Below are 14,622 nucleotides of genomic sequence, written 5' to 3' on the forward strand. Positions count from 1 at the left end.
GCGTTCACGCTTTCCCTTCTTTCAGTCGCATGGATAACGTGTTCGCGCGTCCATCGTCTCCTGGGGGGCTGCCGCTTCCGTGGCACCTCGCCACATGTGACTGATTCGCGCTGGGTATGGTCGGCGCGTAACTGCGTCGTCGCTGCGACCCGATGGCCGGGGTCCGTACATCAGTCATGGCGCTGATCCTTCTTTCGGCGCAACTGTCGTGCGACGAGAGCTGTGGCGATGACGCCAACTCCGACCACGCCTACGGCGATGATGAGGGGAATCGCGATGGCTGTGGTTTCGTCCTGGGGTGGGGATGTCGGTGCCGACGACGGCTCTGAGTTTTCCGTTTCACCGCTCGTTGTGGGGGTAGGCGACGGAGTCGACTTACCGGGTTGAGCGCGGGACTCTTCATTTCCGCATGCTGGTTTGTCCCACCCGAATTCGGGGTCCACGCCTGTCGGTGCGTAGGTGAACGTGTAGCTCTCGGAGATGGGGTGCCCATCGCTGGAGACCGCGTTCCAGAGGACGGTGTAGACACCAGGTTTTCCGAGTCTCACCGGAGTGGTGAGGACGTTGCGGTCGATAGTCGAGCACGCGCTCTCGTAGTACAGACCATCGGGGCCTTGGACCTGCGCGAAGCTGGCCTGGCTGAAGTCGATGAGCTCTCCGCTGAAGGTGAGGGCGACGGCGTCGAGCTGTGTCACCGTCTCTTCCGGCGCGGGTACCGCGTCGAGGAGGTTATCGTGCGCCATGGCCGCGGGTGCGGGGGCGACGATGATGCTCAAGGCAATCAGGGTCATGATGCTGCCGGCGAGCCAGGTCGGGCGTCGGGTCGAGGTCACCGCGATGCGTCCTTTCGGGAGGTGTGCGTGGGGAGGGTAACTGAGTTTGTGCGCTGGGGGCGCAGCACCGAGGCTGCGATCAGGGCCGCGAGCAAAGCCGCGATTCCGACGATGATGATTCCTCCGACGCGCTGGTCCTGGAGCGGGGTGGATCCCCAGCTCCGTCCCATGGCGCCGAACCACTCGGCGACGATGAGGTCTGTTCGGGTGATGGTGGCGATGCCGATGAACACCGTCGTCAGAGTCAGAGTGATGAGTGCGGTGAAGGTCCACCGCCGAGATCGCCCGGGAGCGGGCACGGCGCCATTGCGCCGGAAGAGCGAACTGACGAAGAGGCACCCGATAACGAGGAGGTGCGTGATCATCCATTCGCTTCCGAGTTGGTCGTAAAGCGACCATCGGAAGAGGTCCGAGTATGTGATCAGCCACATCGTGGCGGTGAACAGTATGGCGGTGATGATGGGGTTGAGCGCCAGCCGAATTGTTCGGCTGGCGGCAACCCACAGAAGCCATTCGAGAGCTCCGCGGCTGTCGTCGTCCCGAGGATGTATGACGGTGAGTGCGAGCACGAGGGGCGCAGCGGAAACGAGAAGTACCGGTATGACGAGGCCGAGAAGTGCGAAAGAGAGGAAACGCATACTGATCAGAGGTTCGTCGTACACAGCGAGCGGGCCACTGGTGGTCCACACGAGCGCGCCCATCCCGATCACCCAGCCGATGGTGCGCCGCATCGGCCAAGGCTGCCCGAGACGTCTCATGCGCTCCACCCCGGCAAGGTAGAAGAACACCGCGAAACCTCCCACAATCACCCACAGCAGATCAATGCTCCACGCCGTGAACCATCGCTCCGTCGTGAATTCTGGCGGGACTGGGGCGTCGGTGAGGATCTCCGCGGCCGTGGTCTGAGGAATCGTGATCGTGTCCGCGGGTGCGGCTGTTCGGGCAAGGGCCGCGGCGGCGCCGCTTGCGATACCCATGAATGCCAGCTCGACGCACACGAACATCCAGAAGGTGTTGCGGCCCTCGCCCGCTTTTGCGATGAGTCGACCGCGGTAGGCGGCTCCGAGGATGCCCATCACCACCAGCGCGAGGATCTTTGCGAGCAGGATCAGCCCATACGGCGTGACGAGGTCGTCCCATCGTCCGAGGGCAGTGAGCGCCCGGGCATACCCCGATACGGCGACGACGACGAAGGCGATGAGTGCCAACGTCGAGTACCGTCGGAGTATGTCCTCGAGGGTGGACGATGGAAGGCCCGGACGGATCACGATGAGCAATGTGAGCCCGCCGAGCCACACCGCCGCCGAAACGATATGCAGGGTGAGAGACATGACTGCCGCGTCGTGGTTGGCCAGTTCCCCGGAGTGCCCCTGAGTGGACATCGGAATCAGGCTGATGATCGCGAGCATCGTTGTGACGAGCACGGCACCGTAGCCGCGCACCGCGAATGCGAGCACGGTCACGACCGACGCGAAGATGGCGGTGATGAGCCAAGATCTTCCAAGCTCGGTGTCGAGGAGGAAACGGCCCAGTTGTGCGCCGAACTCTGCCTCCAGGCTCACCTTCGGGTTGAACGAGGACAGGAAGGTGAGGAAGGTGACCGTCCCGCTCGCGACGGTAAGAATTGCGGCACCCGCCGAGGCAAGATTGAGCGCGGTGAGGAAGGGCTTCGTGCCGGATGCGAGAGCGAACAGAGCGAACACGAGTGGTCCTACCATTGCAGCGCCAGAGAGGTTGACGAGTAGTTTCGCGACCGGGAGGCCCCAGCGAACCACCGCGCCGGGGTCGCTGGTCAGCCTCGGTGCAGCTCCTCCGCCGATCACCAGCCCGATGACGACGGCGACGATTGCAGAGACGACGAAAATCGTCAGCCCGGCGACGCGGAGAATAGGAGGCGTCACGGTGTCGCTCCCTCCGTCGAAGAGGTTTCTTCGTCAGGGTCTTTCGTGATCGGTTCTGTGCACGCATCGTTCTTCGGAAGCTGCTGAATCGCTCCGGCAAGTGCTTGGAGAACGGCGTCGGCCGACAACGTCGTCGTGTCCACATACACTTGCGCTGCGGGCTCCCGCCCGTAGGTCGTCAACCGTAGATTTGGTGTCTCCGCTTCGTCCACGATCCAATCGACGCCCCCCAAACTCACACATTGCAGCGTGGTGGGAGCCGGTGAGTCCAGCCCGCAGGTGAGCAGCACGCTGGTGGGACTTCCCCATGCGCCAGTGGCTTGCGCGTCCGTCCACACCCGCGCCTGATCACCGATAGAGTCGGGTAGCCGGGCCGTGACCTCCGCGCACAACGGATCGTTCGCTTTCGGAGCCGCCTCGAGATGCACGGTGGGAGCGCACCCGCTGAGCAGAAGCAGCGCGCCGAACGCCGCACCAAGCGAGAGCGATTTTGTCTTCACAGCGTGTTCCCTTCGTGAAAACGGAAATCCTCGCCCGCTCGCTGCTGACGAGTAGCGGTGGTGACGAGCAGCATCAATACGGTTCCCATGCTCAACGCCCACCCGATCCACGGCATAAGAACCACCGCTGGCGTGGTCCCGGTATAGAGGGGCACTTCGGTGACGTTTGCGCCTTGCGTGTTCACCGCGAGCTCTGCAAGTGGGGTCCCATCAGGGCGGATGACCTGGCTCGTGCCGGTCGTCGACACGTTCACGATGCTTCTTCCGGTTTCGATGGCGCGCATACGCGCAATAGCGAGCTGCTGGAGGTTCTCATCTGTGCCTCTGAAGTCGGCGTTGTTCGTCTGGAACACGTACAGTTGTGCGCCCTTCGCCGCGCTGTCCTCAATGACGTTGTCGTAGATGACGTCGAAACAGATCGCCAGACCGACGGGAACACCGCCGACGTTCACGAGGGGCGTGTTTGAGCCAGGCGTGTACTCGCGCTGAATGAGTCCGATGAGGTCAGGAGCGATGGCCTCGTAGAACCAACGGTCCGGGACGTATTCGCCGAAAGGCACGGGGTTGGCTTTGTCGTGGATCTGCTGCGGTCCGGCGCTCGTCCACAGGATCGACGTATTGAAAGTATCGTCGCCGCGCACGGTCGCCGCATTCACCAACACCGGAGCGCCGGCGTCTGCTACGAGTCGGTCAAGCCGGTCGGTGACGTCTGCATCCTGGAAAGGATCCGCGTCGACTGCGCCTTCTGGCCAGACGAGAAGATCCATCCCCCGACCGAGGAGAGGAGCTGTCGCCCCTTCCTGAGCCCGCATGATGTCGCCGGGTGCTTTGGTGTCGAAGTAGCCGCTTGGTCCGTTTCCTTGCACCCATCCGACACGTATGGCACCTGCCTGCGTAGTGGGGAACAGGGGGGCGAGCGCGGTGGCAGTGAGAGCGAGAACTGCGACTGCTCCCGGTCGCCGTCGTCGATGAGCGAGTGCGTCCAAGCTGCTCGCGCAGATGAGGACCGTCAGGAAGGAGAGCCCGGTAGTTCCCACCCAGGAGGCGGCTTCCGCGAACGGGCTTTGAGTAAGGGTGAATCCGATCCGCGCCCAGGGGAACCCCGTGTAAGGGAAAGTTCCCATCACGGTTTCGCGCAGCACCCACACGCCTGCGATGAGCGCAGGCGTGATCATGGAATATCCGCACCGCGAGCGGCTGGTCATCACCCTATATGCGAGCGCAATCAGCATCCCACCGGCACCAAAGAGCAGCGATTCCAGTCCGGCCAACGCCACCCAGGGGATGGGGCCGAGAAATCGTGAGACCCAGACGAGGTGGGTGAAATAGAACGCGGCCCCGTAGACGAGGGCAACCAAGAACGCCGCGGGTAGCGAACGCCCGCGCAGTGTCCACAGGCCGATCGTCACACTCGCAAAGGCCACGGGCCACCAGCCGAGCTCCGGGTACGCAAGATCCAGCGCGGCGCCGGCGATAGCGGACGCGACTATCGCAACGGGCAACGGTACTGCCGTCGACATGGTGCGTGGATCGAACCCGATGTGACGACTACACCTCCTGCGGGAGGCGATTGGGCGCCTCACGACTGCATCAACGTTGAGGGTCATCAGAGTTCAGTTTGCTGAGGTAGGAGTTATACGCGTCGAGCTCTGAGTTCCCATGCAGATCGACGTACCGGTCTGCAGCAGCAGCAGCGGCCGTGTCGCTGCGGAACCAGCGGTGCATCACGTACACCAGCATCAGCACCGTGGGCGCTTCGCCATACGACCAAGCCAGCGCGCCGGCAAGCTGTTGATCTTCGAGGGGGTCGACGCCCAGGGCCTCCGTGGGTGCGACGAACGAACCGACCAGGATCGTGCTGGCCATCATGAGAAACACTCCGAAAAACGCGTGGAGTGCGGCTTCGGCGAACACATCGAGTGCCCGCGCTCCGTGACCCAACCTCACCGGGAGTGGATCCGAAGACAGGATCGGAATGGTGAACAGCACGCCGGCGAGGAGGAACGCCAACTCGAGCATGACGTGGCCGGCAGGCAGGGCGAGGATGACGTCCGCCGAGCCCGCGAGGTAGAGGCCGTAGAAGGCGAACAGGTAGAGGGGAACCGTGCACCACGGGCTGAGCAACCACCTGGCGGCGCGACTCCGAAGACCGGTATGCGCTGCCGTGAGGATCATCCGGCCGGCTCCACGGTGCGGTGTCGCTCGGAGGAGAAGAGTGCCCGGCGAGCCCAGAACCAGCAACGGCGGCACCGTCATCATCAGGGTCAGCTGCTGGAACATGAACACAGAGACAAGGACTTCTCCGTACGCCTCTACCCCAAGGCCAGTGACTGCCGCCAGGAGAACACATCCGAGAAGAAAGCTGACGGTCCGCCAGACGGACCAGCGCCGACCATGCATCCATAGGCGGACCGCTCCGACGAGATAGAGGGCCGCAAGGACTCCGGCGATGACGGGCAACACAGGAATGGTCAGATCCGCCGGCGCGAGCAAGGACTGCAGCGTTGGCGGAGTGTCGGGGATCGCGCCGCTCACAAGCATGGTGTTGACGCGAGGTTCCCGCAGATCATTTCCGGATCACCTTGATCGTCGCCCCCGCCGCCAGGAAGACCACAGCGGCGACGGGCTGAGCTATCTCCCACACGACACCGGAGAAGGGGAAGGGCATCACCGGATTCCAGAGCACAGCCACCGCGACGAAGATCGGTACCCACCACCAATGACGGGCCTGCACGGCGAACCATGCGATGATCAGCCCGAAAATCGACGCAACAAACAGGACGAGTGGCGCCCAGCCCGCCTGGACGAGCAAAGGCGCGAGAAACAGGATGGCGGCAGCGACGAGGCTGGGGGCGAGAGCATTGCGCTGATAGGTGGAGGGAACACGTTGTTTGGGGCTCATGGGCGGGCCATCTCTTCGGCTGGTGCGGGATCTGTGGATTCGGGGCGAGAAGGCGAGGAGTGTCGGCGACTGGCGCGCAGACCCGCGATCACAAGGAACACGGCGCCGATACCCAGGGCGACATCGGCCAGATTTCCGATGAAGAGGTTTCCGTAGGCGAGGAAGTCGGTGACGTGTCCGATTCCGAACGACGGGGGAGAGAAGAGGCGATCGATGAGGTTGCCGATCGCGCCTCCCACGATGAAACCGAAGCCGACTGCTGACCATGCGTTTTGGGTTCGCGTAGCGGCTCCCACGAGCAGAGTGGTCGCGATGACGCCGACGACAGTGATGACCCAGGTCGCATCTTCGCCCAACGAGAAGATCGCCCCCGGGTTGAACGCCAATTGAAGACCGAGCCAATCGCCGACCAGGGGTATGCGCTGATCCTGGCTCAATGAGCTCAGAGCGAGGGCCTTGGTTCCCTGATCGACCAAAGTGACGATCGCGGCGATGATCAACACCACGGCGAACCTTCGTGCCCGGTCACGCATCGTGACCCCCCTCCCCAGCCGCCGTATCTCTAGAAGCCTGGGCACGGTCTTGCTGGTGGCGCCGGCGTCCGGCCAGAATCACTCCGACGACGCCGAACCCGAGAATCACTGCCAGGCCGCCGACGAAGAACACGGGCAGCATCTCGGACTCTGCTCCGCCTGATGGTGTGCCACCGTATGTCTGCCTGGCAGGAGCGGGCTCTGGCTCCTCCGTAGTGTTGTCGGATTCTTCCGGGCTGGGACTGGGATTGGGGCTCGGCGTTGCGGGTGGCGCGGTTTTCGTACTCGGTCCGGGCTGTCCGACGGTGTACGAGAACTGCCCGCTGATCGGATGCCCGTCCCCAGAGACTGTCTTCCAGCGCACTGTGAACAGACCATCGGCGGCTTCCGGGGAGAGATGCTGAGTGATCGATTGACCGCTCACCGTCGGCGAATCGACAGCAACGTCTTCTCCGCCTTCATCAAGGACCTCGATGATCGTCGTGCCGGCCTCGTTGTTGAGGGTTCCCGTGAACATCAGTGAGATCTCATCAGGCGAGCCGCTGATGGTCGAGTCGGCAACGGGGTACGACGAGTCGAAGTTGTCGTCAGCGACAGCGACCGTCGGGGTGGCGACGACGACTGCTCCTGACAACAGCACGGCGGATAAGACAATGGCGGTGCGTCTGGGGAGGTTCTTATGCATGGGTGTCGTGCTCTCCGGGATGCGATTCGGGTTCGATCTGGAAAGTGGAGTGCTCGATGCTGACGGCGAAGTGCTCGCTGACGCACTCCTGAAGAGTTGTCAGCAACGCCGCGGAGGTCTCCATGGTGACGGTGTCGTCGACCACGACGTGGGCACTGAGGGTGGGGAGGTCCGTTGAGACCTGAGTCGCGTGCAGATCATGCACCGCGACCACGTGCGGAAGGGCAAGGATGTGGCGGCGGACATCGTCCAGATCGAGACCCGGGGGTGTCGATTCCAACAGCACACGTCCGGATGCTCGCAACAGGATGAGCGTGCGAGGGATGATGAGCAGGGCGATCAAGATACCGGCGACGGCATCGGCCTGATACCAGCCGAAAGCGGCGATGAGGATCGCGCTGGCGATCACGCCTACGGAGCCGAGGGCGTCGTTGACGACCTCGAGGAATGCGGCGCGCATGTTGAGATTGCGTCCGCGGCCGCTGAACAGGACGAGCATGGATGCGATGTTGGCGACCAGGCCGACGATACCGAAGAACAGCAGGCTTCCTGACGCGATCTCTGGGGGTTCGAAGAGCCGCCGTATACCTTCGACGAGCGCGAAGATGCCGACCCCGAGGAGCAGCGCTGCTTGGGCGAGTGCTCCGAGAACCTCGGTCCTTTGCAGGCCAAAGGTGTACTTGGGGGTGGGAGGGCGATTCATGAGATGCGCCGCGGTGACGGCCATAGCCAACCCGGTGACATCGGTGAGCATGTGCGCCGCATCGACGAGTAGTGCGAGGCTGCCGGTGATGATCGCCCCGATCACCTCGATGACGAAGACCGAGGAGGTGATCGCGAAAGCGATGATCAGACGATTGCGGGGAGTGGCGTCACCCACTCCGTGCGAGTGCCCTGCTTCTGTCATGGTGATCCTTTCAGGGGCGGTCGATGATGTTGGGGGCGACGATGGCAGCATCACTCCATGCCCCCGGAATCGTGTCTGCGCCGGTTCGGGAGTACTTCGGGATGCCGACCGTGAACAGTCCGGGAATATGCGTGTTGGCTTGTGTCCGAGCACCGGTGGGTTCCGGGGCGGGTAGCCACTTGTCGCCGGGTTCGTAGCCGGTAGCGAGGATCATGGAGTGCGGCTGCATCGTCGACTCATCGGCAAATGTCACGACGGCTCCGTCGGCCTCCACGACGGGGGGCGCGTGGCTCACGCCGGCCAGAGCGGTGGGCGCGGGGCCGGAACGAATCGAGTGGTTGCGGCGCAGCCTCGGCCAGATGGACCATCGCGCTGACGGCCGCGGTCGTTCTGTTCGGGTGGATAGAGTGACATCTCGCGAGTGAGCGAGTTCTTCGGCGATCTGTACGCCGCTGAACCCTCCGCCGACCACCAACACGGTCCCCGAAGGGATCTGGCCCGGGTGTAGGTACTGACTGGAATGTAGAACCGTTCCGGGTGCCGACAGATTCTGGCGCCAGGTAGGGACTCGGGGCACTGCCGCAGATCCTGTGGCACAGACAACGTTTCGCGTTTGCACGTCCCCGATGGACGTCGAAAGGTGCAACGTGGATCCGTCTCCGCGGCGTTCCACCTCGAGAGCGCGAACGCCCCAGAGAGGTTTCACGCCGAGCGTCTTCTCTACAGAAGCCAGGTAGTCGCTCATCTCGCGACCGCCTGGATGACGGCGATTGTCCCCGGGAAAGGGGAACCCGGGGAGAGTGCTGTTGCGAGCATCGCTGAGAAGCCTCATCGAGTGCCAACGGGTTGCCCAGCTTCGTTGACCGGTCGGCGCGGAATCGATGATGACGAAGTCTTTCTGTGCCTCCAGCCCATAGGACGACAGCGCGGACGCCATCGCCAATCCAGATTGGCCGGCCCCGACGATAATCGCTCGGCGATGCGATAACGAACGCACCATCACTGCGTCCCGTTCACCGCAGCTTCGATGCCGTCCTCGAGGTCCGTCCACTTCTCCAATACGACCTGCTCCCCGTCGATGAAGAACGTCGGAGTGCTGCTGACGCCGAGTCGCTCGCCCTCATCAACGTCGAACTCCACTCGTTGTGCGGTCGCCGGATCCGCGACCGCTTCATCGAAAGCAGCCATATCCAACCCGAGCTCCACAGCGAAACCCCGGAACAGGTTCGCACGCGACTCCTGAGCCTCACCCCACTGGGCCTGTGTTTGGAACAAGCGGTGGTACATGTCTTCCAGCCGTCCCTGCTGGGCCGCCGCTTCTGCCGCGATCGCAGCGTTCTTCGAGTTGAAGTGGCCAGGCAACGGGAAATACCGGATGACGTAGGTGATCTCCCCATCAAACTTCTCACGAAGGTCCTCGACCAGCGGGTAGAAGGCGCCACACGCCTCGCACTCAAAATCGAGGAACTCGACCACGGTGACCGCTGCGTCGCCGCCATCGTCGAGCACATGTGAATTCTCTCGCACCACCTGAGGGCCGTCGTTGCCTTCTGTCTCGGGCGCGGAGGCCCGATTCTCACTGAGAAGGACGTACACCAGCGCGACGACAAGGAGGACAACGACGAGACCCACCGTGACGAGGATCGCCTTTTGAGACGCTTTCATTTCTCTCCAACCACAACACAGCACAACGAACGTGAACCCCACCGAATGTGAAGCGCCATCGTGAGATGGCTGATCGATGTCAGGTGCGCGACAGAGAGAGTTGCGTGAGGGAAAGAGTTCGTGCAAACGGGCGGTCGGGTGCGGCCCTCATCTCGGGCATGCGCGGAAGTCGCTCGCGATTTCCGTTCGGCACGCGATTTACGAAGGCTCGAGCGACGATGAGGATCAGGAAGGAGCAGACGAGGCCAAACACGCACCCTGTAAGGCCGATCAGTGCGTTCGCGGAGGCGCCGTCTATCAGGAGCCGTTCCGATGAGGCGCCACCAGAACCATGCGTCGACGAGCCAACCGCACCATAGCTCGTAAGCTCGGTTTCCATCGATGCAGTCGAGGTAGCAGTGAGATATGGAGAGGCGTCCGCGTCGCGATGACCACCGGACCATGCTCCGACAATCAAGAGCAGGGCCAACCCAAGGCCTGTAATGATCTTCGTTATCAGGAGCTTGTCAACAGACGCCGCCTGGTTACGAGACCGGCCAGACGTGATCATTTCACGAGGATGTTACCAGCCTCGACAATCAAACCGTACGGGTACGCACCCTCGTGGACGAGGCCTCCTGGACTAGTACCTACTAGGGCCCTCCATGACTGACACCACCACCAAGCGCTCCGTCCTCTTCGTCGGTGTCCACAACGCCGGACGCTCGCAGATGGCGGCCGGATGTCTCCGCGACATCGCAGGCGACCGCGTCGAGGTCCGCTCGGCGGGATCCATGCCCGCCGAGCGGTCCAACCCGACTGCTGACGAGGCGATGGGCGTGCTCGGAATCGACAGCACAGCCGAGCAGCCCAAAAGTGCTGACAACCGAAGCCGTGCAGGCGTCTGACGTCGTCATCAGTATGGGATGCGGCGAGGCCTGTCCGTTCTTTCTTGGCAAGCGCTACGAGGACTGGAAGCTGGACGACCCAGCGCGCCAGGGTATCGACGCCGTCCGTTCGAACTGCGACGACATCCGCGCACGCATCGAACAACTCGAGAGTGAACTCACCTGATCTCGTGGGCGGGATGGCAATCCGGTGGTGCATCGTCAGGAATGTGTCACCGCAAAGCGCGTAGAGAATCCGACGCCGTCCCCGTCCGAGTGACATCTAGCGTCATCTCACCGCGCTTCCGACATTATCGCGGCCGATGCACTCGTTCTCAGTGGGGTGTCCGACTGAACGGACATCCGGACGGGTGCAGCGGGGGGCTCCAGCGCACAAGACGCAGAACCTCTGATGTTTATCTGATGTACTCTGGTCTCATGAGCACCGCGACTTTCACCGATCTCCTCCGTAAGCCGAAGGATGTCCTTGCCCACATCGACGAGGGCCAGGTGCGTATCACTCGTCGGGATGGCGATGACCTGGTGATCCTTCGTGGCCACGACCTCGACACGCTCGAGCTTGGCGTGAAGCTCTCCAGTGAACTGCTCCGCGCTATCGGGCGGAACAGGGGCGATGTCGGCGCTGCGCTGCGGGAGCTCTTCGCGTGGACGAGTGAGTTCGATGAGGGCGAGCTGGCCACTTACGCGAGCGAAATTGAGCGGCTGGTTTACTCCGCCAGCGAGTTGGGCACGTTTGAACGCCTGCTGCGTGCTCAGCACGAGTGGCGGGAGACTGCTGCGGCTTACGCCATGGGTGCGCGGCCGGCTAAGCCGATCGATCTGACGGAGACGTCTGCGCGGGTCGAGCGCCCGTAATGGCGGGAAGGCGGGGATCGTCGGTTCCGCGACCGACAAGGGTCAGCGAGTACGAGATCGTCTTCGGCGACGTCGCGGCGGAGCGCGGGTGGCGCGACCTTCGCGCGACCGCGAAGAACGCCCTCGCGGATGCCTGGGACTACCTGACCGCTCACCCGACGCGGTTCGACAGCTCGCGCTGCTACCAGCTGAAGGGCAACCTATCTACAGCGGTGGTGGGCGGGAGGACCCTGCCCGTCTGGCAGTACAAGGTCACGGACGGCGCGAGGCTTCGCTACGCGGTCGACGCTCCCCAGCCGAAGGGCAAGAAGCCGGGACGGGTGATACTCATCGAGGCATCCCCGTCGCATCCGAACGACACGGACTCGTCGAAGAACTTCCGGTAGGCGCGATCCTGAGTGAAGCTCGGCACGTTCCAGGAGGTGGTGGACAAGGCGCCACGCCTCGATGCAGTGTCCAGTGGAGTCGCCATCGCTATAGTTCAGTGTCCCGTGTATAGTCATCGTGTGCTGACTATTGCTTCTCGTCTTGATGTGATGAACCGGCTGGGTCGGGCGATGGCCGACCCGACGCGTTCGAGGATCCTGCTGTCGCTGCTGGATGCCCCGGGTTATCCGGCCGAGCTCGCCCGTGATCTTGAACTGAGCCGCACGAACGTGTCGAACCATCTCACCTGTCTTCGGGGCTGTGGACTGGTGATCGCGACGCCGGAGGGTCGTCGCACGCGGTACGAGATCGCAGATCCGCACCTGACGGTGGGCCTGCGGCATCTTCTCGACGCGGTTGTGGCGGTCGATGAAGGCGTGCCGTGCGTTGACGAGAAGTGCGAGTGCTGCGCATGAGCGCGGAGTGCTGCGGCGACGACGAGCCGCGGAAGACAGGCACCATCCACCGCGTCGAGTTGTCGCTACCGCAGGGGGGAGACGGCTGCTGCGGCCCAGAGGTCGTGCAGGCGGCGGCGGGCGTATCTGCTCATGATGACGGCGATGCGTGCTGCGGCCCCGCCCTGCCACCAGCCGCCGGCGCCGATCACGAGTTCGAGGTGCGTCCACCGTGGTGGCGGGACATCGCTCTACTGCCGTCGGCGCTGTCCGGTGTGTTCCTACTCGCCGGGTACGCGTTCGAGTGGACGGGCCTGGAGATTGCCGCACTGGTGCTGCAGTGGGCAGCTCTGCTCGCTGGCGCGTACACGTTCGTTCCCGGTGCGATCCGGCGCGTGATCCGTGGCCGGCTCGGTGTCGGTCTGCTGATGACGATCGCTGCTGTCGGCGCCGTCCTGCTCGGGCACGTCGGTGAAGCAGCGACCCTGGCGTTCCTGTTCTCCCTCGCTGAGGCGCTGGAGGACCGAGCGATGGACCGCGCTAAGGAGGGCCTGCGCGCACTGCTGTCACTGATCCCGGAGACGGTGCGCGTCTCACGGCTCAGTGGCGACATCACGGTCCCTGCTGCCGATGTGCGCGAGCTCGACATCCTCGTCGTCGGAGCGGGCGAGCGTGTGGCGACCGACGGTGTCGTCGTCGAGGGACGCTCCAGCCTGGACACATCGGCGATCACCGGGGAGTCCATCCCGGTCGAGGTCGGGCCCGGCGACGTGGTCGCGGCAGGTTCGGTGAACGGGTCGGCGACGTTGCGGATCGAGGCGACCGCGGATGGCCGCGACAACTCCCTCACGCAGATCGTCTCGCTGGTGGAGCAGGCCCACGCCCGCAAGGGCGATCGGGCACGACTAGCGGATCGGATCGCGCGCCCGCTGGTTCCCGTCGTCCTGATCGCCGCGGCGCTCGTCGCGCTGTTCGGCTTCGTCGTCGGTGACCCCTGGACCTGGATCGAGCGGGCACTGGTGGTCCTGGTCGCGGCGTCCCCGTGCGCGCTGGCGATCGCGGTGCCGGTCACCGTGATCAGCGCCATCGGCTCCGCGTCGAAGTTCGGCGTGGTGATCAAGTCCGGGGAGGCGTTCGAGCAGCTCGGCACGATCCGCGCCGTCGCGCTGGACAAGACCGGGACGCTCACCCGCAACGAACCCGCGGTGGTCGACGTCCGACCCGCCGACGGGACCAATCGCGACGACCTGCTCGCCTGGGCTGCCGCCATCGAGGCGACCAGCACGCACCCCTTGGCCGCCGCGATCACCGCGGCATCCCCGAAGGCGCTGTCCGCCATCGATGTCGTGGAAGAAGCCGGCCACGGCATCGCCGGCCGCGTCGACGGCACACTCATCCGCGTCGGGAACGCGCGCTGGCTTGACCCGGCCGTGCTCAGCACCGCCGCCGAAGGGATGGCTGCGGAGGGCATGACCGTGGTCGTCGTCGAAGCCGACGGCGCTGTCGCCGGGCTCATCGGCATCCGTGACGAACTGCGCCCGGAGTCGGCCGAGACCGTGCGGATGCTCCACAGTCAGGGCATCGAGACCGTCATGCTCACCGGCGACAACGAACGCACCGCCCGCGCCATCGCCGCCCAGGCAGGCATCGACGATGTGCGGGCCGAGCAGCTGCCCGCCGACAAGGCCCACGCGATCGAATCCCTGACCACCGTCCGCCCGACGGCCATGGTCGGGGACGGCATCAACGACGCCCCAGCACTAGCGACCGCCACGGTCGGCATCGCCATGGGACTGAAAGGTTCGGCGGCCGCCATTGAGTCCGCCGATGTCGCGTTCACCGGCCACGACCTCCGCCTCATCCCCGGCGCGCTCGCGCACGCGCGCCGCGGGCGACGCATCATGACCGCGAACATCGCCCTGGCCCTCGCCATCATCATCGTGCTCTTCCCGCTGGCGCTGTTCGGCGTTCTCGGTCTGGCCGGTGTCGTCCTGGTACACGAGATCGCCGAGGTCGTCGTCATCCTCAACGGCGTCCGTGCAGCCCGACGCCCCGCTGCTCTCCGAGAGCTAGCGCCGGCACCCGAGCCCGCACGCGCCTGACCAACCCTGCGGTGATATCGCCGTCCGAGCT

General features: G+C 64.1%; 16 protein-coding genes and 1 pseudogene. 5 read left to right on the top strand and 12 right to left on the bottom strand.

The genetic code is table 11. The features are described 5' to 3' along the window. Nucleotides 1–170 precede the first annotated feature (170 nt). From MICNX66_RS02630 to MICNX66_RS02685, 12 genes are all read right to left on the bottom strand, one after another. Entirely contained in the window at nt 171–833 is a 663-nt protein-coding gene (locus MICNX66_RS02630) for a copper resistance CopC family protein (protein ID WP_051667920.1), read from the bottom strand. Continuing rightward, nucleotides 830–2,734, bottom strand: a complete 1,905-nt coding sequence (locus MICNX66_RS02635; RefSeq protein ID WP_062635481.1) for a cytochrome c oxidase assembly protein — start codon at nt 2,732–2,734, stop codon at nt 830–832. Before MICNX66_RS02635 ends, MICNX66_RS02630 begins: the two co-directional genes overlap by 4 nt. Continuing rightward, nucleotides 2,731–3,234, bottom strand: coding sequence for a DUF3515 family protein (locus MICNX66_RS02640; RefSeq protein ID WP_036331304.1), 504 nt, complete (start codon nt 3,232–3,234; stop codon nt 2,731–2,733). The genes MICNX66_RS02635 and MICNX66_RS02640 overlap by 4 nt, the downstream gene beginning before the upstream one ends. Next, nucleotides 3,231–4,754 (bottom strand): apolipoprotein N-acyltransferase, encoded by a 1,524-nt coding sequence (gene lnt / locus MICNX66_RS02645; RefSeq protein WP_051667918.1) that lies wholly within the window; start codon nt 4,752–4,754, stop codon nt 3,231–3,233. Before lnt ends, MICNX66_RS02640 begins: the two co-directional genes overlap by 4 nt. Nucleotides 4,755–4,824: 70 nt before the next feature. Further along, the gene (locus MICNX66_RS02650; RefSeq protein ID WP_029266234.1) at nt 4,825–5,775 is read right to left on the bottom strand and encodes a cytochrome c oxidase assembly protein; all 951 of its coding nucleotides are present in this window, start codon (nt 5,773–5,775) and stop codon (nt 4,825–4,827) included. A gap of 25 nt (nt 5,776–5,800) precedes the next feature. Further along, nucleotides 5,801–6,136, bottom strand: coding sequence for a DUF6804 family protein (locus MICNX66_RS02655; RefSeq protein WP_029266233.1), 336 nt, complete (start codon nt 6,134–6,136; stop codon nt 5,801–5,803). Further along, a complete protein-coding gene (locus MICNX66_RS02660; RefSeq protein WP_231868231.1) occupies nt 6,133–6,642 on the bottom strand; it encodes a signal peptidase II in 510 nt (169 codons plus the stop codon). Before MICNX66_RS02660 ends, MICNX66_RS02655 begins: the two co-directional genes overlap by 4 nt. 19 nt (nt 6,643–6,661) lie before the next feature. Further along, on the bottom strand, nt 6,662–7,354 hold the full coding sequence (locus MICNX66_RS02665; RefSeq protein ID WP_029266231.1) for a copper resistance CopC family protein: 693 nt from the start codon (nt 7,352–7,354) through the stop codon (nt 6,662–6,664). Then, the gene (locus MICNX66_RS02670; protein ID WP_029266230.1) at nt 7,347–8,261 is read right to left on the bottom strand and encodes a cation diffusion facilitator family transporter; all 915 of its coding nucleotides are present in this window, start codon (nt 8,259–8,261) and stop codon (nt 7,347–7,349) included. Before MICNX66_RS02670 ends, MICNX66_RS02665 begins: the two co-directional genes overlap by 8 nt. Before the next feature lie 10 nt (nt 8,262–8,271). Beyond that, a complete protein-coding gene (locus MICNX66_RS02675) occupies nt 8,272–9,261 on the bottom strand; it encodes a flavin-containing monooxygenase (RefSeq protein ID WP_029266228.1) in 990 nt (329 codons plus the stop codon). Further along, the gene (locus tag MICNX66_RS02680; protein WP_029266226.1) at nt 9,261–9,926 is read right to left on the bottom strand and encodes a DsbA family protein; all 666 of its coding nucleotides are present in this window, start codon (nt 9,924–9,926) and stop codon (nt 9,261–9,263) included. Before MICNX66_RS02680 ends, MICNX66_RS02675 begins: the two co-directional genes overlap by 1 nt. A gap of 79 nt (nt 9,927–10,005) precedes the next feature. Continuing rightward, a complete protein-coding gene (locus MICNX66_RS02685) occupies nt 10,006–10,305 on the bottom strand; it encodes a hypothetical protein (protein ID WP_143049227.1) in 300 nt (99 codons plus the stop codon). Between the two features lie 265 nt (nt 10,306–10,570). Between MICNX66_RS02685 and MICNX66_RS02690 the strand changes: the two are divergent. The 5 genes and pseudogenes from MICNX66_RS02690 (at nt 10,571) to MICNX66_RS02710 (ending at nt 14,591) form a co-directional block, all read left to right on the top strand. Then, nucleotides 10,571–10,979, top strand: a pseudogene (locus MICNX66_RS02690) (arsenate reductase/protein-tyrosine-phosphatase family protein). Between the two features lie 251 nt (nt 10,980–11,230). Further along, complete coding sequence (locus MICNX66_RS02695) at nt 11,231–11,668, top strand: hypothetical protein (protein ID WP_136025417.1); 438 nt, start codon at nt 11,231–11,233, stop codon at nt 11,666–11,668. Then, nucleotides 11,668–12,054 carry a hypothetical protein gene (locus MICNX66_RS02700; RefSeq protein WP_029266222.1) on the top strand — a complete coding sequence of 129 codons (387 nt, stop codon included), beginning with the start codon at nt 11,668–11,670 and terminating at the stop codon, nt 12,052–12,054. The genes MICNX66_RS02695 and MICNX66_RS02700 overlap by 1 nt, the downstream gene beginning before the upstream one ends. A gap of 120 nt (nt 12,055–12,174) precedes the next feature. After that, nucleotides 12,175–12,510 carry a Cd(II)/Pb(II)-sensing metalloregulatory transcriptional regulator CmtR gene (gene cmtR, locus MICNX66_RS02705; RefSeq protein ID WP_029266220.1) on the top strand — a complete coding sequence of 112 codons (336 nt, stop codon included), beginning with the start codon at nt 12,175–12,177 and terminating at the stop codon, nt 12,508–12,510. Then, a complete protein-coding gene (locus MICNX66_RS02710) occupies nt 12,507–14,591 on the top strand; it encodes a heavy metal translocating P-type ATPase (RefSeq protein WP_231479865.1) in 2,085 nt (694 codons plus the stop codon). Before cmtR ends, MICNX66_RS02710 begins: the two co-directional genes overlap by 4 nt. The last annotated feature ends 31 nt before the right edge of the window (nt 14,592–14,622 follow it).

It is taken from the genome of Microbacterium sp. Nx66 (genome assembly GCF_904066215.1).
In the GTDB taxonomy this organism is placed as follows: domain Bacteria; phylum Actinomycetota; class Actinomycetes; order Actinomycetales; family Microbacteriaceae; genus Microbacterium; species Microbacterium meiriae.